Origin of the sequence: Flavobacterium sp. SLB02 (assembly GCF_009664855.1) — a bacterium.
Lineage (GTDB): Bacteria > Bacteroidota > Bacteroidia > Flavobacteriales > Flavobacteriaceae > Flavobacterium.
The window spans coordinates 2,008,992-2,031,408 of the sequence record NZ_CP045928.1; the positions used below are offsets into that span (position 1 = coordinate 2,008,992).

Annotated in this window: 20 protein-coding genes and 2 pseudogenes; 11 read left to right on the forward strand and 11 right to left on the reverse strand. The window is 32.7% G+C overall.

Translation table 11 applies throughout. The features are described from left to right. Positions 1-77 precede the first annotated feature (77 nt). The 5 genes from GIY83_RS07640 to GIY83_RS07660 form a co-directional block, all read right to left on the reverse strand. Entirely contained in the window at positions 78-809 is a 732-nt protein-coding gene (locus tag GIY83_RS07640) for a DUF3667 domain-containing protein (protein WP_208686133.1), read from the reverse strand. Positions 810-829: 20 nt separating this feature from the next. Then, positions 830-1,894 (reverse strand): hypothetical protein, encoded by a 1,065-nt coding sequence (locus GIY83_RS07645; RefSeq protein ID WP_208686135.1) that lies wholly within the window; start codon positions 1,892-1,894, stop codon positions 830-832. Positions 1,895-1,926: 32 nt separating this feature from the next. Next, positions 1,927-2,304: a DoxX family protein gene (locus GIY83_RS07650; protein ID WP_194618206.1), complete on the reverse strand. Its 378-nt coding sequence runs from the start codon at positions 2,302-2,304 to the stop codon at positions 1,927-1,929. A 107-nt stretch (positions 2,305-2,411) separates the two neighbouring features. Beyond that, entirely contained in the window at positions 2,412-3,200 is a 789-nt protein-coding gene (locus GIY83_RS07655; protein ID WP_194618207.1) for an anti-sigma factor domain-containing protein, read from the reverse strand. Then, complete coding sequence (locus GIY83_RS07660) at positions 3,200-3,730, reverse strand: RNA polymerase sigma factor (RefSeq protein WP_194618208.1); 531 nt, start codon at positions 3,728-3,730, stop codon at positions 3,200-3,202. The genes GIY83_RS07655 and GIY83_RS07660 overlap by 1 nt, the downstream gene beginning before the upstream one ends. Before the next feature lie 875 nt (positions 3,731-4,605). On the opposite strand from GIY83_RS07660, the gene GIY83_RS07665 reads away from it, so the two are divergent. Then, on the forward strand, positions 4,606-5,193 hold the full coding sequence (locus GIY83_RS07665; protein WP_194618209.1) for a glutathione peroxidase: 588 nt from the start codon (positions 4,606-4,608) through the stop codon (positions 5,191-5,193). A gap of 272 nt (positions 5,194-5,465) precedes the next feature. Here GIY83_RS07665 and GIY83_RS07670 read toward each other — a convergent pair whose 3' ends face one another. The 3 genes from GIY83_RS07670 to GIY83_RS07680 form a co-directional block, all read right to left on the reverse strand. Next, the gene (locus GIY83_RS07670) at positions 5,466-6,134 is read right to left on the reverse strand and encodes an alpha/beta fold hydrolase (RefSeq protein ID WP_208686137.1); all 669 of its coding nucleotides are present in this window, start codon (positions 6,132-6,134) and stop codon (positions 5,466-5,468) included. A gap of 273 nt (positions 6,135-6,407) precedes the next feature. Then, a complete protein-coding gene (locus GIY83_RS07675) occupies positions 6,408-6,905 on the reverse strand; it encodes a GNAT family N-acetyltransferase (RefSeq protein WP_194618211.1) in 498 nt (165 codons plus the stop codon). A 193-nt stretch (positions 6,906-7,098) separates the two neighbouring features. Continuing rightward, entirely contained in the window at positions 7,099-8,277 is a 1,179-nt protein-coding gene (locus tag GIY83_RS07680; RefSeq protein ID WP_194618212.1) for a thioredoxin family protein, read from the reverse strand. Positions 8,278-8,450: 173 nt separating this feature from the next. Here GIY83_RS07680 and menD point away from each other — a divergent pair, with 173 nt between their 5' ends. Then, positions 8,451-10,118 carry a 2-succinyl-5-enolpyruvyl-6-hydroxy-3-cyclohexene-1-carboxylic-acid synthase gene (menD, locus tag GIY83_RS07685; protein WP_208686139.1) on the forward strand — a complete coding sequence of 556 codons (1,668 nt, stop codon included), beginning with the start codon at positions 8,451-8,453 and terminating at the stop codon, positions 10,116-10,118. Positions 10,119-10,205: 87 nt separating this feature from the next. Then, positions 10,206-10,520 (forward strand): annotated as a pseudogene (locus GIY83_RS07690) (DUF2853 family protein). On the opposite strand, the pseudogene GIY83_RS25170 reads toward GIY83_RS07690, so the two are convergent. Together GIY83_RS25170 and GIY83_RS07700 are read right to left on the reverse strand one after the other, a co-directional pair. Then, positions 10,495-10,917: pseudogene (locus GIY83_RS25170) on the reverse strand (Imm70 family immunity protein). The pseudogenes GIY83_RS07690 and GIY83_RS25170 overlap by 26 nt on opposite strands. 105 nt (positions 10,918-11,022) lie before the next feature. Then, entirely contained in the window at positions 11,023-12,372 is a 1,350-nt protein-coding gene (locus tag GIY83_RS07700; protein WP_194618214.1) for a M28 family metallopeptidase, read from the reverse strand. Between the two features lie 168 nt (positions 12,373-12,540). On the opposite strand from GIY83_RS07700, the gene GIY83_RS07705 reads away from it, so the two are divergent. From GIY83_RS07705 to GIY83_RS07740, 8 genes are all read left to right on the forward strand, one after another. Continuing rightward, positions 12,541-13,395, forward strand: a complete 855-nt coding sequence (locus GIY83_RS07705; RefSeq protein WP_208686141.1) for a S1 RNA-binding domain-containing protein — start codon at positions 12,541-12,543, stop codon at positions 13,393-13,395. A 1,023-nt stretch (positions 13,396-14,418) separates the two neighbouring features. After that, positions 14,419-15,252, forward strand: coding sequence for a 1,4-dihydroxy-2-naphthoyl-CoA synthase (locus tag GIY83_RS07710; RefSeq protein ID WP_035625114.1), 834 nt, complete (start codon positions 14,419-14,421; stop codon positions 15,250-15,252). A 159-nt stretch (positions 15,253-15,411) separates the two neighbouring features. After that, positions 15,412-16,374 (forward strand): 1,4-dihydroxy-2-naphthoate octaprenyltransferase, encoded by a 963-nt coding sequence (gene menA / locus GIY83_RS07715; protein WP_194618216.1) that lies wholly within the window; start codon positions 15,412-15,414, stop codon positions 16,372-16,374. A 30-nt stretch (positions 16,375-16,404) separates the two neighbouring features. Continuing rightward, complete coding sequence (locus GIY83_RS07720; RefSeq protein WP_194618217.1) at positions 16,405-17,082, forward strand: metal-dependent hydrolase; 678 nt, start codon at positions 16,405-16,407, stop codon at positions 17,080-17,082. Positions 17,083-17,292: 210 nt separating this feature from the next. Beyond that, the gene (locus tag GIY83_RS07725; RefSeq protein ID WP_194618218.1) at positions 17,293-17,802 is read left to right on the forward strand and encodes a DUF2199 domain-containing protein; all 510 of its coding nucleotides are present in this window, start codon (positions 17,293-17,295) and stop codon (positions 17,800-17,802) included. A gap of 44 nt (positions 17,803-17,846) precedes the next feature. Then, positions 17,847-19,298 carry a S41 family peptidase gene (locus GIY83_RS07730; RefSeq protein WP_208686143.1) on the forward strand — a complete coding sequence of 484 codons (1,452 nt, stop codon included), beginning with the start codon at positions 17,847-17,849 and terminating at the stop codon, positions 19,296-19,298. A gap of 25 nt (positions 19,299-19,323) precedes the next feature. Then, positions 19,324-20,526, forward strand: a complete 1,203-nt coding sequence (locus GIY83_RS07735; RefSeq protein WP_208686145.1) for a M48 family metallopeptidase — start codon at positions 19,324-19,326, stop codon at positions 20,524-20,526. 132 nt (positions 20,527-20,658) lie between these two features. After that, positions 20,659-21,693, forward strand: coding sequence for an o-succinylbenzoate synthase (locus GIY83_RS07740; RefSeq protein ID WP_208686147.1), 1,035 nt, complete (start codon positions 20,659-20,661; stop codon positions 21,691-21,693). 170 nt (positions 21,694-21,863) lie between these two features. Here GIY83_RS07740 and GIY83_RS07745 read toward each other — a convergent pair whose 3' ends face one another. Beyond that, positions 21,864-22,415 (reverse strand): hypothetical protein, encoded by a 552-nt coding sequence (locus GIY83_RS07745; RefSeq protein ID WP_194618222.1) that lies wholly within the window; start codon positions 22,413-22,415, stop codon positions 21,864-21,866. Positions 22,416-22,417 lie beyond the last annotated feature (2 nt).

Here is a 22,417-nt window from a genome sequence, read left to right on the forward strand (position 1 = left end):
ATATTTTTATATTGCAATATTACGATATAGATATTTATAAAAAAAGAAAATAGTTTATTATTTTCTTTTTAGAGGATTTATAATGAAAGTCTTCCCGTCATCACAAGCACAATAGTCATTACTATTAAAAAACAAACTAGAAAAACAACATGACTTACTATAGACAGCAAGAATGCTTTTGTTTTTGATATTTTATTAAAGAACTGGATATTGGTCCAGAAAATTAATAGGAGACCTATTATATACATTAAATTTAAAATCTCTTGCATATGAGGCGTTCCGTTAAAATACAGTAATAATGGAAATATTAAAATTTGAGCAAATAACCTTTGTGAAGCTTTGAATGTATTGAGGACAAAAAGTTCAAAAAAATTATAGCCCTGTTTTCTAAAAACAACATAGGTTCCAATAGTATACAAAGGTATAGTAGCAATGGTTGTCCAGGCAAAGTGCGTAGCATTCCATTCATTAAAATCATTTAGATTTAAATCAGCTTCATTAACCTTAAATAAATTAAGGCGATAATAATGGTATAAAAAACCATAAAATGCAGCCAAAACCGTCACCAAAGACAAGGGTTTGAAATGTCTGACGCGTTTTCCTTCGATAAATTCCCTAATAGAATGTCCGGGCCTTGTAAAAAGTTGTTTTATAGAATAAGGAATCCCTGCATCAAAATGCAATAAACTGTGCTGAATATCATGCCATAAATAATGTGAGTTTATTTTATGCGTATCCGCTGGCTGGCCGCAATTATTGCAGTAATTTCCGGCATAATGTTGCTGACAGTTTTTACAGGTTATTTCCATTGTATTTCGTATTTTAATCTTTATTTATAATATTCATATTCGTATTTATAAACACGTTGAAACTGTTGAGAACGAAATATTATTTCAGTGATTAAATTTTTGCTATTATATTTATAATTAAAAAAATAGACATTTCCATCTTCTAAATTTCGATATATCCGTTCTGATAAAAGATTGTTGTCGTAATTGTATGTTATTGTATTCAAAAGTGTATCATTTTTAAATTCACTTTTTTCAATACAATGCTGGTCTTTATATTTATACTTTAAATTTTTACTTCCTTCTTTTTCGCTAATAACATTTTTGTGTTCATCAAACGTTTTAATTATTTCTCCCATTCCAATCATGTCAGTTTTGTACTTATTTATTATTTTACCAGGTAAGTAGGAAAAAGTATGTACTGAAGTAACATTATTTCTGGAGTCAAAAAAATTTTCATTTAAAGGACGAAGCTTACTATCGTATTCAATCGAAAAATCCAGATATTTTGGTTGGTCAATTAATTTTTTTAAACTTTGAGCATTAAGCAATGCAGTTGTATCTTTAATTCCTTCAATTTCGTTTTTGTATTTATAGTATTCCTCGTCGGATGTCACTACCGAATAGGCATCATCAATGCTAATAGTATCTTGGCCAACAATTGTATATTCTATTCCTTTTGATTTATTTTCCAGATATTTATCATTTTCTAATTGACGTTCTTTTTCGTCTTCAGTTAAATACGAAAAAAGTTGTGTTGATTTATCTGAATATTTTATTTCTTCGCAACTAAAGCCCTGAATAGCGTATGCATTTATTTTTTTAATAAGTCTGTTTTTTTTGTCGTACTTAAAGTAGCCGACGTGATTTAATCTGTTTTTTAAGAAAAAATAAATAAGTCCCTTGTTATTAAAATAATGCTGCTCCTGAATTGTATCATTTTCTTTGACCGTTATTTTTTTTACTCCTTTGGTATTTTTATTTAAATAATCATAATCATTTATATAACTGTGCGGTTCCTGTGCAAAAGCAAATGTTGAGATAAGAAGAAAAAACAGTAAGATAACTTGATTGAAAGAACTATAGCGATTATCAGAAGGCATCATAGGTTATGTTTATAATTAATAATCAATTCAATTTATACTTTCTTGCATCCATCAGGATACATAATGACCAATAAAACTATAATGAGTAAAAAGTTATACTCGACACCATTTCGGCCGCCGCCAACAACAAACCAACCCTCCTGAAAATGAACGAGAATAATTCCCATGATGAGCACAAAAATCGTTACATAGCCCGCAAGTTTGATATACTTATTTAAAACCAAAAGAACAGCAGCTATGATATGCGACAATTTGATAGACCAGGCGATAAAAACTCCAAAAGGAGCAAACCCGATTTGGTTTAAATACAAATTTCCAAAATCATTAATTCCGTTGTCGAAGATACCAAAAACAGAATGGGTGAGGAGAATAATAGCAACTGCAATTCGTAAAAGTAAAGTTCCGTTCATGGTTTTAGTGACTTGGTTAATAGAGAGTTATTCGAATTAAAAATAATAAAAAAAACGCACATTAAAATAAATTAATATGCGTTCTGAGTTTTATGCTAACTTTATTTTTAAACTTTTCCTAAAGTATACAATTGTGTCATTGTAGGCGTTAAACTTCCGCCGGCAGGCTCAAGTGTAATTCCAAATGCTTCTGCAGAATCTGTCTGGCTTACAGCAAAGATTTTTTGACTGTTTCCTTCAAAATTATCCAGCAAACCAATACTTGTTGGCGTAAGTACCGGGCTCAATTTTAAAGACCAAACCTGATATACCATTCCTTTTGGAGGAGTTGGTAAACCGGCAGCATCAATATAAGTGGTTTTTGTTTGCTTATTCCAGTACACTTTTGCAAATGAATTAGGAGAAACCGCTTGTCCGCCAAGTGTTACACCAGTATTTTTAATATCCCTTACGATAGTTAAGTTTTTCTCTGTTTCTTTATTTTGCTGATCTAAGAAAGCATATTCTCTTTGTATTTTTTCTTTTTCAGTTCCAACAGTAGAAATAGCTTCTTTTGTTTTGGTCAGTTCCAGAGTTTGATATCCAAGACCTAGTAGTAATAGTACCGCTGCAGCCCAGCCCACATATTGAGACCAGGTCGATGCCGGTTTCATATCGACTACTTTGCCATGTTTCAGTTCTAAACGGGCCTTTATCTTTTCAAAATTAGCTACCGAATGAAAAGGAGAAAAACTTGATGATAAAGCCACAATAGCTTTTTCTATTGCAATAATTTCCTGATCCATTTCGGGATTCTTCTTTGCCATTTCGGCTATTTCCAGATTTTCAGTTTCGGTCAATAAACCGTAAACATACAATTCGAGAATTCCTGAGTCTATATATTCTTGTGCTTCCATTATATTTTTAAATAATTACGTAGGTCGTTAATACAATTTCTGTTTTGCGTTTTGATAGTTCCCAGTGGCAATGCCAATTCTTCTGAAGCTTCTTGTTGGGTATATCCTTTAAAAAATAATAAATCAATGATTTCAATACATTTTGGTTTTAGTTTTTTTACAAATTCCTGAATTCCAATTGTATCAATTCTGTTCATTAGTTTATTACTGTCGTCTAACAGATTTACGAAATTATCTGAAGAAAGGTTTTTTTGGCTGTTATTAAAATTTTTAGATCTCAATTTGTCAATCGATGTATTCCTTGCAATATTAAGGATCCAGGTGTAAAATCGGCCTTTACTCTCATTATAAGTATCAATATTTTTCCAGATTTTGACAAAAACTTCCTGCAAAACATCTTCGGCTTCCTCACGATTTTTAATCAGAACGTTGATGACCGAAAACAAACTTTTCGAATACATATCGTACAAATGGGTAAAAGCTCTTTCGTCTTTTTTGTAAATTAAAACAAGCAATTCATCTTGACTCATAGATTTAGGTTTTTAAGCTTAAACAAAATTTTAGTATACATTTTTATAGATTGAGATAAAGATAATTTATTTTTTTGTGAAATTTTATTTTTTTTTAACAGTCCGAAACCTAGTAAAATAAGGGTTTGAAAAAAAATATCACTTTTTTTTCATTTTTTTAAAACCAAAAGCAAACCAATTACGTAAATGCTATTATAACATCAAACAATAATGCTGAAAATAGCAGAAGAAAGAAAAGAGCTTCAAAAGAAGAATATAAAAGCTGTTTTTGCAGGAGATGATAAATTGAAATTTAACAATTGTTAAACATTTAAGTGTAAAGTAAATCTCAATAATAAAAAATGTCATGACGAAGATATACAATTTAAAAATTTTAATTGTGGGTTTAACAACGGTTTTGGCATTGACCAGTTTAAGTAAAAGTGATTTTAAAAAGAACTGTAAAAGTTCAGAAGTGAATTGTCAAATAAAAATTTAAGAGAAAAACAAAATCTGATTCAGATTTAAATATAGCATTGCATAGTTGATGTCTTCGGACTTCCAAATCGAAAATTAGAATAGAAAACTAAATGCCAATTTACATTCATAAACGATAAATTAAGATATAAACGCCAGAAATAAGATAATATTTAAAAATAAGGTTATATGATTCTAAATATAATTTTCACTATAACCGAAGCATCAACTATAATTTTAACTAACAGAATAATAGATTACAATTAAATTCATGGTTTGATTTGTTTGTATGGGGGGAAGCCTAGCGTCTGATTAACGCTAGGCTTCAATTTTTTATTTAACTTATGTTTAATAAAAATAAAGCAGGCAAAACATTATCCGAAAACAGTTTTTAACTAATTTTATAAAAAAATTAATCGATGAAAAAAATAGCATTTATAGCTTGTAGCTTAATCTTATTGTTGAGTTCACAAGTTCAGGCTCAGACAAGTAAAAACAAAATATCTAAAACAGATAAAGCCATGGCAAAAGAAAACATTTACCAATTTAAAGTACAGGATTTATCAGGAGATACTTTTGATTTTGCATCCCTTAAAGGAAAAAAAGTAATGATTGTAAATACCGCTTCAAAATGCGGATTAACACCTCAGTACAAAGATCTTGAAGCCATCTACAAAGAATACAAAGACAAAGGTTTTGTAATTGTAGGTTTCCCGGCTAATAATTTTGCTTCGCAGGAACCTGGTACAAACAAAGAAATCGAAACGTTTTGCCAACAAAATTACGGAGTAACTTTCCCAATGATGGACAAAGTTTCTGTAAAAGGAGACGATATGTGCGAAGTGTACAAATTCCTGACTCAAAAATCTAAAAACGGTTTACAGGATTCAGAAGTTGAATGGAATTTTCAGAAATACCTAATCAACGAAAAAGGCGAATTGGTAAAAGTTATTAAACCAAGAACATTACCGACAGATCCTGAAGTAATCAACTGGATAAAAAGTTAATCATAACTATCTTTACCAAAAAATCCACAAATTTGAATATTCAAGTTTGTGGATTTTTTTTGTTTTAATTTATGCTAACTTTTGTACGCTGATGAAACGGATTTGCTAAAGCGAAAACGCCCATTGACGCGGATTTTATTTATTTTTATTATAAAAATCGTGATTGACCCTCTGAGATCTAATTTTTTTACATAGTAAAACCCCTTTCCCAACTCTGTGCAAAACTTCGTGCCCTCTGTGGTAAAAAAAGTAATTTTACTTATAAAAATAACCTATTGATTCAACACCTCAATAATTGTCTGCTCAATTCCGGGTTCTGAATCAGAATGCCCGCAATTTTCAATATATAAAGTAGACCTTTTAAGTTTATGGTGTAGTTTTTCGGCATATTCAACAGGACAAATGGCATCGTACTTTCCGTGAATAATAGTCGCCGGAATATCATCCAAAATTTTTATATGATCTAAAATATAATTCTCCTCTATAAAACAATTATTACTTAAATAATGCGCCTCCATAATTGCTAAAGACTCAAACGGAAATTCATTTATAATAGCATCGATTTCATTTTCGGCAATTCCTTTCTTAAATATAGAGATTTCATAAAGCACCCATTCATAGCAAAAGAACTTTTTGTTTTGAGGAGTTCCATTCAACATTTGACCCAGATAATAAGCCGGAATCGTAAGGTTTGAATCTAAAGGAACATTCGCTTTAAAACGATCCCATTCCTTAGGGAATTCATTCTGTACGCCACCATTTACGTAATGATCTATAGACCGTTTATCCCCAAGAAATACACCTCTTAACAAAAGACTTTTTACTTTTTCGGGATTTTGTATCGCAAATACAAGACTTAAAGTTGTGCCCCAGGAACCACCAAAAATATTTACCTTTTTGATTTTGAGATAGGAGAGAAGGGTTTTAATATCGTCGACCAAATTTGTATTTGATAGTCTGTATTCAATAGTTGTAGATTAAAATTAGTTCCTTATAAATTAAATTATTAAGTTCGAAACGACAAAAAATATTAACGTCCAGCTTTGCGAACTCAAAGAATGACAATGTTTTTCATAGCGAACTTTGCGTAATTCTTAGCGTGCTTTGAGGTAAAAAAAAGCATTCCAGTAAACCATTATCAAAAAACAGAAAAAATCCGCGTCAATCAGCGTTTTCGCGCTAGCGAATCCGTTTCATCTGTGGGTCATTTTTACCTACTTCAATATAAGCTGCATAAAAACCAAATCAAGCCAATGATCAAATTTATAACCTACTTCACGAATCGTTCCCGTTGCTACAAAACCAAATCTTTCATGAAAGGCAATACTTCCCGCATTATCAGCATCGATTGCACCAATCATTACGTGATAACCTTGTTCTTTGGCCACACGAATCAATTCAAGTAATAGTTTAGATCCAATCCCTTTACCTATAATATTATCAACTACATAAACGGAGTGTTCTACTGTATATTGATATCCGATTTTCTCACGGAATTGCCCGTAACTTCCAAAACCGACAACTTCGCCCGCTAATTCAGCAACGACAATAGGTAGGTTTTTAGCTGTTTTATCTTCAAACCATTTTGTCTGAATATCTATAGTTTGAATTTCATAATTATAATTTGCAGTAGTATGCAAAATAGAATGGTTTACAATCTCAAGAATTTTTTCTAAATCGTTGGTTGTGGCTGGTCTAAGTATTACGTCCATGGTTTTTTATTGGTAGTTTTTTTGCCCCGAATTCAAGAATTAATTTATTCTTAATTATAAATATCAATTCGCAAATTCGTGTTTATTTTAATTGTTGTTTGTTTTAAGTTTTAATTCGTCCAAATTATTCAGGACTTTCCCCAAAGCATTTTAGACTGGAATTTGGAATTTTATTATTTTTGGAATTTAACGTCTACTTTTTGCTGAGTTCCACTAATAAATCATCTACTTCCTTAGTGCCCCAACCCATTTCGGCACCAATTTCCTTGGCATCTTTAGCGTATTTCATAGCCATTTTTTTGTCTTTTATTTTGTTGTAAAGTCGGGCGATCAGGAAATTTCCATCATATGAATCGTTTAATTCCAGAGAACGTTTTACCCAGGTAATGGATTTTTTCAAACTCTCGGTATCAGAAATATGCTTTAAATACGTCTGACCAATCTCTTTAAGGAAACTCGCATCATTCCAAACTATTTTCTGAGTATCGTCAAGCGTCACTTTTTTGTATTGCTGCCATTTTTCAGTTCTTTCTGCCAGAGTCAAATCGAATTTAAACACAATAGAATCCGTTTTTTGCAATCGGATCGATTTTGCAATTTCTCTTTGTTTATAATAGTTTATAGTGTCCAGGCCATCAACATACGGACGCAGCAATTCATTTACGATACTTTCTATTTTGCGATCAACACGGTTTTGAGAAGCCACAGTAGCAAAATCTTTCTGATGATTTAAAACATACTGAAATTCTCTTGATTTAATATCCGTTACACCATTCGCAATAACACGCCAATTTAATTCACTAACCAATTGCGCATCAGATTGTGTATTGAGATAAATATGTGTGGGGATCGATAAATCGGTTCTGTCTTTTCCTTTTTTCAGTGTATTCAAATAGGCAAAAAACTTAGTAGAATTGCTCGGGTCATCAAGAAATTGCTTTTCTAAATAAGGCAATTGCATTCTGGGATTCAAAGCATAATTGGCTTCGGTCATAAAATCTGCCTTTTTCGATTCTCCTTTCAAAGCATACAAAAGCGTTTCATTGGCAGGATCTATAAATAAGAAAGTAGGCAGTGATTTGGTGTTGTACTTATCTTTTAGAGCAATACCTTCTTCTTTTTCGACATTTTTCCAAACGCACACATAGTTTTTCTTTAAAAAATCCATAACCGCAGGATCACTAAAAACTTCTTTTTTCATTTGATTACAATGTGGGCACCAATCAGCGTAAAGCATTACAAAAAGAGGTTTACCCTGTGTTTTGGCATTTTCTAAGACTGTTTTATACGGTGTGTCATCCGGAACAAACTGATTTTGAGAATGTAGGACTTGTAGGGATACGCAAAGAAATAAAATAGAGAAGAAACGCATAGAAGTTTATTTTTATTAAAAAATCTGATTTACAAATATATCTCCTTTTTCTAAAAACAGCCCTTAATATCTTCCTATTTATAAGTTAAATCCAATGCGAAGTTTGTAACTTTGTGTTATCAAAAAGAAATCTTAGACTTTTAGATTCTTTTTACAAAATAATACACATAATAATGATTTACCCCAAAATAGCGCTTGCTCAAAGCATTATCGAAATTTGTTTAGCAAAAGGAATCACCAATATTATAATTTCTCCGGGATCAAGAAACGCACCTTTAACGATAGGGTTTGCACAAAATCCTAATTTTAATTGTTACAGCATTGCTGATGAACGCTGCGCTGCTTTTTTCGCATTAGGAATCGCACAGCAAACCAAACAGCCAACTGCAATTGTTTGTACTTCAGGATCGGCTTTATTGAATTATTATCCGGCTGTGGCCGAAGCATTTTACAGCCAGATTCCGTTAATCGTGATCTCTGCAGATCGCCCGCAAAGCAAGATTGATATTGGCGATGGCCAAACCATTCGTCAGGAAAATGTTTTTCAGAATCACTCCGTTTTCAATGCCAATTTAACAGAAGAAGCTTCTGTAGAAAATGATTTAAAAATCAATAAAGCAATCGAAGCAGCCATTCTTCAAAAAGGACCGGTTCATATCAATGCACCATTCGAAGAACCTTTATACGAAACGGTTTCAGAACTTTCTGTTGAACCAAAGATTACCCATTCAGAGGAGATTCTCGGAACAAAAATTATCGAAAATATTGATGATATAGTTTCTGTCTGGAATACTTCAAAAAGAAAATTAATTCTTATTGGAGGAATAAACGAAGCCAATTCTGTTAGTAAAGAAATTCTCGAAAATTTCGCCAAAGATCCTTCAATTGTAGTGCTTACCGAGACAACATCAAATTTGCATGAACCAAGTTTTATAAATAGCATAGACAGCTTAATTACACCTTTTGACGATTCTGATTTTAAAGAATTAGAACCGGAAGTTTTAATCACCTTTGGCGGTATGATTGTTTCAAAACGTATTAAAGCTTTTTTACGAAAATATAAACCTGCACATCACTGGCATATAGATACTTTACGTGCTTATGATACGTTTAATGCTTTAAGCAAACATTTTGTAATGGAACCAGAAGATTTTTTCAAAGAACTGCTTCCAAAAACAGCATTTGTTTCGAGTAAATATTTCTCAAAAATTGATAAAATTTACGATTTAAGAAAAATCAGAAAACAAGAATATTTGCGTAAAACGACATTCTCTGATTTTAAAGTATTCGAAAAAGTAATAGAATCACTTCCTAAAAACACTCAGCTGCAAATAAGCAATAGTTCAGCGATTCGTTATGCACAGTTAATCGAAATTGATCCTTCGATCGAAGTTTATTGCAACCGGGGAACAAGCGGTATTGACGGAAGCACATCAACAGCAATAGGAGCGGCGGTAGGAAGAAGCGATAAGCAAACCGTATTTATTACCGGAGACATTGGTTTTTTATACGACAGCAACGCTTTATGGAATTCTTATATCCCTAAAAACTTCAAGATTATTTTAATTAATAATGGAGGAGGAGGAATATTTCGAATTCTACCAGGACATGAAGAAAAGCCTGTTTTTAATACTTATTTCGAAACTTCGCATAATCTTACCGCAGAACATTTAGCAAAGATGTATAAGCTTAATTATTTTACTGCCAACGATGTAGCATCTCTTCAAGAGGGAATAAAAAACCTTTACAGTAATAATAATGCTGCCGGAATTCTGGAAGTATTTACGCCAACATTAGAGAATAATGTTATTTTAAAACAATACTTTAAAGAGCTGGTTTAGCATTGTAAATAAAATAAAGTTAAAACACTATTAAATGTAAGGTAAATCTTTAATTTTTGTAAATCTAATCAATTTTAAATTTTTATTATGAGCGCAAGAGAAGAATTAATTAAAAAGTATGCAGAAGATCTAAAAGAAAAATGTGGAGTAACGCCTAATATGGATTTGCTTACTAAAGTAACTATTGGTTGCGGACCTTCTATTTATAATGCAGATGCCTCTGCGGTTGCCGGAACTCAACAATCTGAGTTGGACACTGCAAAAAATAATTTCCTGATAAAAAATTAGGATTAGCTGATAGCGCGGCCTTAGACAAAGCCATAGCTGAATAAACACAAATACAGAGCAGTTGCGTATTATTTATTGACATTGCATTTTAAAAAAGAAAGTGTTTACAAATAAATCTCACTTTTGAATCCTGGAGTGCCAAATGCAAAACTTTAAACAAATCTCTACCGTCACTAGTGACAAAATAATTAGATAGATTTATGATTTCTGAAGAGATATTGTTTCCCATGGAGGAGTAAGACTTAAATTACTAATATCCCAAATGATATCTCGTGGTGAATTTTTTTAAAATTCATCCTTTTATACTATTTAATTCATTTATTGCAATACTGATATACTGGCACTTGAATTTACCTTCATATAAATTATTCATTGTAACAGGATATTTGCTACCCCATTTTTTATTTTCTAAATGGTAGCAAATAGTAGAAAAAAAACAGTGAAAAAAATCAGCTGTTCCTATTTCATACTCAATATTCACTACCCCCTTTATCCTAAGACATATTCCCATAACATTAAAAATTTACACAAAGAAACTAAACAAGAAGGAAAAAACCTACTTGTTTTTAATTGTCATCTAAGAAATACCAAATTAGCGCTTTTTATATTATATATTTTAACGAATTGGAACCGGAAAAACAGGTAAACTGGCATGTCCTAATTCATCTACAGCTTGTACGGCAAAAAAATAATTGTCTTTAGAATAAGGGATTTCAGCTTTTGTATCTTTTACAAAAAAAGTTTTTTCCCAATGAGAAGATGATGTTTCTCTCATTAAAATTTGATAACCGTATGGTGTTTTCCCTTCCGGAGCATTCCATGAAAAAGTAGATGAATTAGAAAGATTTTTAACTTCGATGCCTGCATTGGTTGGTGCTTTTGGCGACCAAGCTAAATTGGCCAGAGTAGCTAAATTAGAACAAGTGTTTTTTCTTAAATAATCAAAATCCATAAATTCAACCAAATCACCATATTTAATACCATTTTCAGTTCTTAAATCCTGATGTTGATGATCAAAATTCTCATTCATTTCGCAAAAGCGAACTGCTGTAAATCCATTTTGGCTAAAGGGAGTATGATCTCCGCCACGTAAAAAACGATCGTTTCTATAGACCAGTTTCACCGTCAATTGATCTACGTATTGCTCTGTAACCGTTTTTATGTAACGTGCCAGCAATCTTGACGGACTGTCATTGTCGCGGCTTGTAGCTTTTCGCATTTTAGCTTCTTCTTCGGTTTCAAGAAACGGAATAGTCTCACTAAAAACCCTGATTTGTGTATTGTCTCTTAACTTAGTTCCGCTCGATAAACTATTGCCAATCATATCATTATTTAGCATTGCCATGATATTCCAGTTAGATTCTTTTGCCGTTTCAGCAAGATGACGGGCACCAACAAGTCCTTGTTCTTCGCCCACTACAGCCACAAAAATAATAGTTGCAGGAAAAGATCTTTTACTCATTACTTTAGCTAGCTCCATTACAGCTGCAACTCCCGAAGCATCATCATTTGCGCCCGGAGCATCAGATTTTATATTCATAACATCAGAAACTCTCGAATCAAGATGTCCGCTTATAATAAGCACACGATTGTCATTGGGGTCAGTTCCTTTTAAAGTCGCCATCACATTGCCAAGCTGACTGTCTTTGTTGATACGTTTTCCGTCTGCTTTAACCGTGAAATAATCAATCACAGAAGTTAATCTTCCGTTAGATTCCAAGGCATATTTATCAAATTCAGATTTTACCCATTGCTGTGCGGCACCAATTCCTTTCGTCTTACTTTTAGTATCGCTTAAGGTGTGTCGTGTCCCGAAAGAAACTAATTTACGAACAGTAGCTTCAAGGTTTTCGGCTTTAATTTCGGTGATCATTTTTTTTATTTCCGTATCTTCAGCCACTTGGGAAAAGGTAATTTGAGTAAAAAACAGAAAAGTAAAAACAGAATAAAAAAGAGTCTTTTTCATTGATTTGGGATTAATTTAGATCCTCAAATTTAATTAAAAAAAAGAGAAACTCTAAAAAGATGTTTTTACCGGATTTTTATCTAAAACATTTTTCGTTGTACCATTTTCAAACTTCGTACATTTGCACTTTAAAAACTCAGCTGCTTTTTAGCTTAGAATCTCAAGAATATGATTGAAATAGGAAAATACAATACCCTTACTATACTGCGTGATACCAAAGTTGGTTTATTTTTAGGAAATCCTCAAGAAGATCCCGAAGGAATTCACGATATATTATTACCCAACAAATACGTTCCCAACGAATTTGAAATAGACGAGGAGCTTATCGTATTTGTTTATTTAGACCACGAACAACGCCCTGTTGCCACAACACTTGAACCTTATATATTACTGAATGAGTTTTCACTTTTAAGAGTGAATTACACCAATCAGGTAGGTGCTTTTATGGATTGGGGAATGGAAAAAGACATTCTGGTTCCGTTTAAAGAACAAGCTCGTCCGATGGAAAAAGGAAAACGTTACTTAGTTTACCTTTATATGGATGAAAAAACCAATCGTTTGGTAGCTTCAAGTAAATTGAACCAATTTTTAAGCAATGAAAACCTAACGGTTGAAAAAGGTGAAGAAGTTGATTTAATCGTTTCACATATCACTGAACTAGGAATCAACGTGATCATCAACGAGCAGCATAAAGGATTGTTGTACAAAGATGAAGTGTACGATGATGCGATTAGAACCGGAGACAGACTGACCGGATTTATCAAAAATATCCGTCCTGATAACAAAATAGATGTTGCCCTGCAAGTACAAGGTTATCAGAGTATTGAGCCAAATGCAGAAAAAATATTAGATGAATTGAGAGCCAATCGTGGTTTTTTACGTCTAAACGATGCTTCACACCCTGAAGACATCAAAACAGTATTAAAAATGAGTAAAAAGACTTTCAAAAAAGCAATTGGTGCTTTATACAAAGACAAACTTATCGAAATTAAAGAAGACGGGATTTATCTTGTAAAAGAATAACTTTAAAATTCCAATATTTTAAAATTCCAAATTCCAATATGAAACATAGTTATTGGAATTTGGAATTTTTTATTGAAATTTATCCCCACCATAGCCCGTGGTTTCAACCACGAGGACACAATACGAGGCTTGATAATATTGCACCCCGTGGTTGAAACCACAGGCAATGTCTCACAAGTTTATAAGTAAAAAACCTTTGTCAAAGTTTAAGAACAAGTTCCTTACATTATTAGGTTTCAACCTTGGGAATTTAAAATCCTAAATCTCAACAACACTCGACGTCGAGTTGGAATTTGGAATTTGTTTTTTTGAATTTTAAATTATTAAAACAGGAAAGGCTACTCATTACAAGTAGCCTTTCCCTTTTTATTCTAGTTTTAAAAAAAATTGTAATTAAAAAAAAACAGAAATAAAATAATTTGAATCCTTCAAGAAATAACAGCTTTAAAAATTTTAGAAATTACTTCTTGAAACGGTATGTCTTTAAATAACTTATACATTCATATTAAGAGCGAAACGTCAATTTCACGGCTAATCCATTGGTTTTATAAAATAACGTATAGAAAGTTTCAGTTAGCATTTTTTCCTCTTTTCGTAATCAATTTTATACTAATTACTAAACAATTCTAGCATTTAACCTTAGGTGTTACTATCTCCTTTTCGAAGTTTCAATAAATGAGTAAATCATTTGCTCATCATTTAAGGGTTTACTATTAAAAACCGTAAAAAAATGAGCGACAAATTTTTTAAATTTTCTCAAAAAAATCATTTTTTAGGTTAATAAATCAGTGAAAGAAAATCAATCCCAAATCAATGAAATAAAATGTATCTCATTGATTTCTAGGGTGTAAAATTACTTATTATTTTTTGAAACTAATGTTAAAAAATGTTATTTTTTGCCTCTGAGCAGCAATTGTTAACATTGAAAGTAATTTTCGTACAGACTTAACGCAAATTGAGTAGGTAAAAATGTAAAAATGCTTTATTTTTACGCTATAATTATTAAAAATAAAACAAATAGAAATGGATTGGATCACTGCCAGAGAATTTGAAGATATAACTTATAAAAAATGTAACGGAGTTGCAAGAATTGCATTCAACAGACCGAATGTTAGAAATGCTTTTCGTCCTAAAACAACTTCAGAATTATACCAGGCTTTTTACGACGCACAAGAAGATACTTCGATAGGAGTGGTTTTACTTTCTGCAGAAGGACCATCGACCAAAGATGGCGTATATTCTTTTTGTAGCGGAGGAGATCAAAATGCCCGTGGACACCAAGGATACGTAGGCGAAGATGGTCAACATCGTTTGAATATTCTCGAAGTACAGCGTTTAATTCGTTTTATGCCAAAAGTAGTTATCGCAGTTGTTCCAGGCTGGGCAGTTGGCGGCGGACACAGTTTACACGTAGTTTGCGATATGACATTGGCAAGTAAAGAACACGCTATTTTTAAACAAACAGATGCCGATGTAACTAGTTTTGATGGTGGTTACGGATCAGCATACCTGGCTAAAATGGTAGGTCAGAAAAAAGCACGTGAAATTTTCTTTTTAGGAAGAAACTATTCCGCTCAGGAAGCGATGGATATGGGAATGGTAAATGCCGTAATTCCTCACGATGAGTTAGAAGACACCGCTTACCAGTGGGCTCAGGAAATTCTTCAAAAATCTCCAACTTCTATCAAAATGCTAAAATTCGCCATGAACCTTACAGACGACGGAATGGTTGGCCAACAAGTATTTGCCGGCGAAGCCACTCGTTTAGCTTACATGACCGAAGAAGCTAAAGAAGGAAGAAATGCATTCTTAGAAAAAAGAAAACCAAACTTTGGCGAAAACAAATGGCTTCCTTAATATTTTAGATTGCAGATTTTAGATTTTTTAAATCTGAAACTGACATCTCAACTCTAGAGTAGAAAAATAATATTTATTTAGATTACAGATTTTAGATTTTTAAAATAAAAGAATCCAACAATCTAAAATCTAAATTCTAAAATCTAAAATTAAAAATAAATGAAACATTGGATTGAAGCCGCAAGATTGCGCACATTGCCTTTATCAGTTTCCGGAATTATAGTTGGAAGTATCTATGCGCTTTCAAATCCAACATCAACGATCGACACCCCAACAGAAGTATTCAGTTGGAAAATTTTTGGTTTTGCACTCTTAACAACATTAGGTTTACAGGTTTTATCCAATTTTGCAAATGATTACGGAGACGGTGTAAAAGGTACTGATAATGAAGACAGAGTAGGCCCAAAACGCGCTATTCAGAGTGGTATTATCACACCTGAGGCCATGAAAAAAGCAATCATAATAACTTCTGTATTGACTTTATTATCTGCTATTACCTTAATTTATTTTGCTTTTGGCGAAACCAATTTCGTTTATTCAATCTTTTTCTTATTGCTTGGTGTAGCTGCAATTATTTCTGCAATTCGTTATACTGTAGGTAATTCGGCTTATGGATACAAAGGATTTGGAGACGTTTTTGTTTTTATATTCTTTGGCTTGGTAAGTACCTTAGGCGTTAACTTTTTGTATTCTAAAGAAATCGATCCGCTTTTAATACTTCCTGCAGTCGCAATTGGTTTATTAAGTGTAGGAGTTCTAAACCTAAACAACATGCGTGATGAAGAATCTGACCGAAAATCAGGAAAAAACACCATCGTAGTTCAAATGGGCGGGGCAAAAGCTAAAGTTTATCACTTTACACTTATCATTACCGCTATGGTTGCAGTGGTTCTTTTTGCGATTTTAAGCGACTATAATTTCGATCAATATTTGTTTTTATTGGCTTACATACCTTTAACTAAACATTTAATTACGGTTTATAAAAACCAAAACCCTAAGCTTTTAGATCCGGAATTAAAAACACTGGCACTGAGTACATTTTTACTTTCAATATTATTAACAGTATGTATGATATCCTTGATTTCAGACATTATTGTGAACCTTTTCTTAGGCGGAAGATAAAACAAAGTTCAACTTTAAAATTTAAACAAAATGAAAATCACATATTACGGACACGCTTCATTAGGTATTCAAGTTGGCGGAAAATACATTATTGTTGATCCTTTTATTACCGGAAATCCAAAAGCCGCAGGTATAGATATCAATACCTTACAAGCAGATTACATCTTGCTAACGCACGCACATGGCGATCATGTTCTTGACGTCGAAGCTATTGCAAAGCGCACCAATGCTACGATCGTTTCAAATGCAGAAATTACAAGTTATTACGCTCAAAGAGAGTTTAAAGCGCACCCAATGAATCACGGCGGAAGCTGGCAATTCGATTTCGGAAAAGTAAGATACGTAAACGCAATACACTCAAGTTCTTTCCCTGACGGAAGTTACGGCGGAAATCCCGGAGGTTTCGTGATCGAAAGCGAGCACAAAAACATTTACATTGCCGGAGACACAGCGCTTACATACGACATGAAACTGATTCCGTTACGTACAAAATTAGATTTAGCCATTCTTCCCATCGGAAACAATTTTACGATGGATGTTGAAGACGCCATTATTGCTTCAGATTTCATCGAATGCGATAAAATCCTTGGTTACCATTTTGATACTTTTGGTTATATCGAAATCAATCACGAAGAATCAATTCGTAAATTTTTCGATAAAGGAAAAGACTTAATGCTTCTTGAAATCGGAGAATCAATCGAATTATAATTTATAGAAAGCTGGTTTGTAGTTTTTTTAGAATTTATCAAATCTTAAATTTTCAAGATCAGATTTGGAATTTGAAATTTAAAATATTGGAATTTATTAAGAAGCTATTTCCCTCTTTCGGCTATATCTTTTTTGAGAAGATTTTTCATCTTCTCAAAAAAGATATAGCCTCTATCGGGGCCAGGGTTTTAGTATTCATAAGAAATTTATATGAACGACACCATTACATTTATTTGCGATTGTTGCGGCAAAGAACACGAAAGCTGGCCGGCAATAACCTACAATGCACCAAATAGTTACCACAATCTTTCACCTCAGGAAAAAGAAGAAATGGCTGTTATCGATGAAGATTTTTGCGTAATTAAACATTCAGATGATCATATAGACCGGTTTGCAAGAGTCGTTTTGATTCAAAAAGTAAACAACCATTGCGAAGATCTCGAATACGGTTTCTGGGTTTCATTAAGCGAAACAAGTTTTAATGACTATCTCGAAAACTTCGATAACGAAAATCATGAAACACACTATTTTGGATGGCTTTCCAATTATATTCCACAATATGAATTTTCAAATAGCATTCCAACAACAGTAGTTACTAAAACCGGGAATAATCGACCCGAAATTTTTCCTCATGATGATTTCGATCATCCTTTTGTAAAAGATTTTTATAAAGGAATTACAAAAGAAGAAGCCGAAAAGAGGATTCGGGAAATACTATAACAATCATCATCATCAAATCCTATCGAACAATCAAACTTAAAAAAATGAATTTTAAAAAACTGTCTGTTTTTCTTTTCCTTATAATTTCATGTAGCACATTTGCCCAAAAATGCTCTTGTCAGGATAATTTTAACTGGTTAAAGAAAAATTTTGAAGAAAACGATGCAGGTTTTCAATTTGTAATTGATAAAAAAGGACCAGCCGCATATCAAAATCACAATGTCCTTTTTAGCCAAAAAGCAAAAAAAATAAAAGACCTAAATACTTGCAGAGATGTCCTTTTTGACTGGATGTTATTCTTTAGACCCGGACATTTATCTTTATCGGTAAATCAGGATTTTGCAAAGAAATCAGTTTCTGAAACTAATACAACTCCTGAAAAAGAATGGGAAAAACTGGAAATAAATGAAGATCAATTAAAAAAAAATCTATCAAATATTTCACAACCGGGCTTTGAAGGTATTTGGGTTTCGGCTCCATATACTATTGGAGTTGCAAAAAGAAACAATGAATATATTGGTTATATTTTAGAAGCAAAAAAAAGTAAATGGAAGCAGTATCAGGTAAAATTCAAAATAAAAGAAAACCCTGACAAAACCTACAGCGCAGTATTCTTTTTAGGTGATTATTCTAGTCAAAAAATTAATGAAGTTAAACTTATTGGAAATAATTTTCTAAAGATGGGTTTTGTCTCATTACAAAGAAAATTTCCTGCATATCAGGAAAGTAATCCCGAAATAACGAACTATGTTGAATCAGTAACGACTCAAAATCCATTTCTTAAAGAAATCTCAAGTCAAACCATTTTACTGCGAATACCTTCATTCGATTATTCTAACAAAAAAGTTATTGATAGTATATTAGCCGCCAATAAACAATTAATCCTGTCAAAAGAAAACTTAATAATTGATGTAAGAAATAACGGCGGCGGATCTGATGCCAGTTTTCAGGAAATAATCCCCTATTTATACACAAATCCAATTAGAATCATTGGTACAGAATACTTATCTACAGTTCAGAATAATAAAAGAATGGAGGAATTCATAGCAAATCCTGATTGGTCTGTTGAAGAGAAAGAATGGGCAAGAAAAGGATTAGAGAAATTAAATTCTAATTTAGGTAAATTTGTTAGTTTAGAAGATGCGATAGTTCAGGAAAGTAAGTTAAATATCGTTTATACCAATCCAAAAAATATTGGGATTATTATAAACGAAAATAATGCAAGTACCACCGAAGAGTTTTTATTACAAGCAAAACAAAGTAAAAAAGTCAAACTTTTTGGTACAACGACACAAGGTATTTTGGATATTTCAAATATGCACTTTGTCGATTCTCCTTGCAAAGATTTAAAGTTAGGATATTCGTTATCAAAAAGTTTCAGAATTCCGGGCATGCAAATTGATGGTAAAGGAATTCAGCCGGATTATTATCTTGACAAGAGTATCCCTGAATATGACTGGGTGAGATTTACAGAAAAAATATTAAAGGCGAATTAAATAAAAGATTTTAAAAAATCGTAACATGAATGTAAAAAAAATAATTTTATTCATTTTAATTGCAGTTTCCTATAACACATTCGCTCAAAAAGATGGCTATTGGGACAAGGAACGCGCTACAACAAAAGAAATCATAGTTTCAGCACGAGACCGAATTGTGCTAAAAACAGAAGATTTACCTGTTGGAACAACAGAAATCGTTTATAGAATCACACTATTAGATGAAAATCAGGAAATGACGAATAGTTTAGTTTCCGTTTTAAAATCTATTCCCGATCCAACCGGAATTTCTCAGGGTTCTGCCGGAGCCGTTTTTTTAATGTCTAAAATTTCTGGTGACGATACTTGTTCTTACGCACTTTTTACTTCAAACGAAAATGCAAAAAAATACATTTCCGATGGTAAAACAGATAAAGCCTGTTACGCTCAGGAAGAACCTTTAAGCAAAGATGCTAAACGATTATCACTTGATAAATCTTCATGTTTGGGGCAAAATATAAGTACACTCTGGTTTGGTTTTCATAGTAAAAACTGGCTTTTAAATCAAAAAATAGTACTTGAAGTTGTGCCATGGGTCGATTCAAAACTAAATCGTGGTTGGAATCAGGACAACAAAAACGAAATTATCAGCCTTTGTAAAACTTCGACAATGGCTCAAAAAATGGCCAATTCGGATGATTTTTGCGTTTGTATTCTCGAAAAAATAATGAAACAATATCGCTATACCGAGTTTCAGAAATTATTGCCAATCGAGAAAAACAAAGTATATAAAGACTTCGGAAACAGCTGTTATAAAGATGCCGATATTTCTAAAAACGTTTATAGCGATTTAAGAACTCAGGCTTCAACTCTAATAAAACTGCAAAAATACAACGAAGCGATTCAAAAACTAAATACCATCATCAATGACGGAAAAGCAACCGCAATTGATTATGGTTCTATTGGTTATTGCTATATTTTGACCAAACAATATGCAAAAGCGATTAAATTCCTGAAAGAAGGTGAAAAATTAGACGATACAGAATTATTGGTGAAATTAAATCTGGCCCACGTTTATCTGGTAAGCGATGATTACAGCGAAGCAAAAGCCATTTATAAAAAATACCAGACTCAAAACGTTACAGAGAGTTTAAGCTGGAAAGAAAAAACAAAACAGGATTTTATAGTTTTCGAAAAAGCAGGATTACCATCAAAAGACTTTGAAAGAGTTTTGAAATTATACAATTAATAAAAAGTGTTGCCACTGATCACACAGATTAAGAAAACTAAAAAACATAATTATTTTAAACAAAACAAAAACATTTAATGTTTTAAAAATCATTTTAATCTGGGCAATCTGTGGCATAAAAAAAACGATATTTTGAAAGCAACTTACCAAAAATACATGCTGGAGTTTAAACGTCCTTCCGGAACTTCCAGAGGCGTTATGTCCGAAAAAGAAACCTGGTTTATTATTCTTGAAGAAAACGGCAAAAAAGGAATAGGCGAGTGCGGAATTTTACGCGGTTTAAGTGCCGACGACAGGGATGATTACGAAGAAAAACTAAACTGGACTTGCCAGAATATTCATTTAGGAGAAAACGCTTTATGGGACGCTTTATTAGAATTTCCGTCGATTCAATTTGGGATCGAAATGGCTTTTTTATCGCTTAAAAGCGAAAATCCATATGTATTATTCCCTTCGGATTTCACCAATAATTCTAAATCAATTAATATAAACGGCTTGGTTTGGATGGGAGAAGCTTCGTATATGAAACAACAAATCGAAGAGAAATTAGCCGATGGTTTTAATTGCATCAAACTCAAAATTGGCGCTATCGATTTTGAGAAAGAGTTAGAATTAATACACTTTATCCGAAGTCATTTTTCAGCAGAACAGATAGAAATTCGCGTGGATGCCAATGGCGCATTTGCCTTAAATAAAGCTTTAGATAAACTTAATCAATTGAATCAATTTCAGCTTCATAGTATTGAGCAGCCCATTAAAAAAGGAAACGTCAAAGCAATGGCTGATTTGTGTCAGACCACTCCTTTTCCTATTGCATTAGACGAAGAACTAATAGGTGTTTTTTCATTACCAGAAAAAGAAAAATTAATACAAGAAATAAAGCCACAACACATTATCCTGAAACCAAGTTTTGTGGGAGGTTTTAGAGGTACTAAAGAATGGATTGATTTAGCTAATAAATACAATATTGGCTGGTGGATTACATCAGCATTAGAAAGCAATATTGGCCTTAATGCCATTTCGCAATGGACCTTTATTCAAAACTCAAAAATGCCACAGGGTTTAGGAACCGGTGCACTTTATACCAACAATATCGATTGTCCGCTAGAAGTTTCGCAAGGACAGTTATGGTACAATACTTCTAAAAAATGGGAATCTTTTTTTTAGAAGGTGCAAAGGTGCAGAGCGACAAAGGTTCAGAGGTTTAAAAGCATGAAGTAAAGAGTAAAGAGTAAAGAGTAAAGAGTAAAGAGTAAAGAGTAAAGAGGTATCAAATAAAAGGCACAGAGTAGAAAAGCCTTTGAACCTTTGCAACTCTGTACCTTTGAACCTATCTTTTACTCTTTCCCTCCAAGCAATCCTTGTTGCCAGTCTTTAAGTTCCTGCCATTTGCCCTGATAAGCCAATAAAGCTTGTTTTGCCCAGGTACTCGGATTGTGAATGGCGTAATTTTCGCCGCCGGCATCCAGAATAGATTGTAATTTTTCAGTTGAAGTTTCAGAGAGCTCTCTCCATGTTGTTATTCCTGTTGCATTAAATAAAGCCTCAATTTTTGGTCCGATTCCTTCTACAATTTTCAAATCGTTTTCTTTTATTTTTTTGCCATAAACTGTTGTAGCCAATGCCGCATCAAATAAAAATGCAGGAGCTGCAGCAGCAGTAAATGATTGTGTAGGGGCGGCAATAGATGCTTTTGATGCTAAATCGGCTTCTAATGACGAAATTTTAGCATTCAAATTTTTGGTATTTGCTTTACAGGCATCTAAATCAGCTTGTAGTGACAATGCAAGAGAATCGTCTCCTTTTGAATTCATTTTTCCTAGTAAGTAACCCAAGATTCCACAGATTAATCCCACTAGCACCGGTATTAAGATACAAGGTATATTCATAA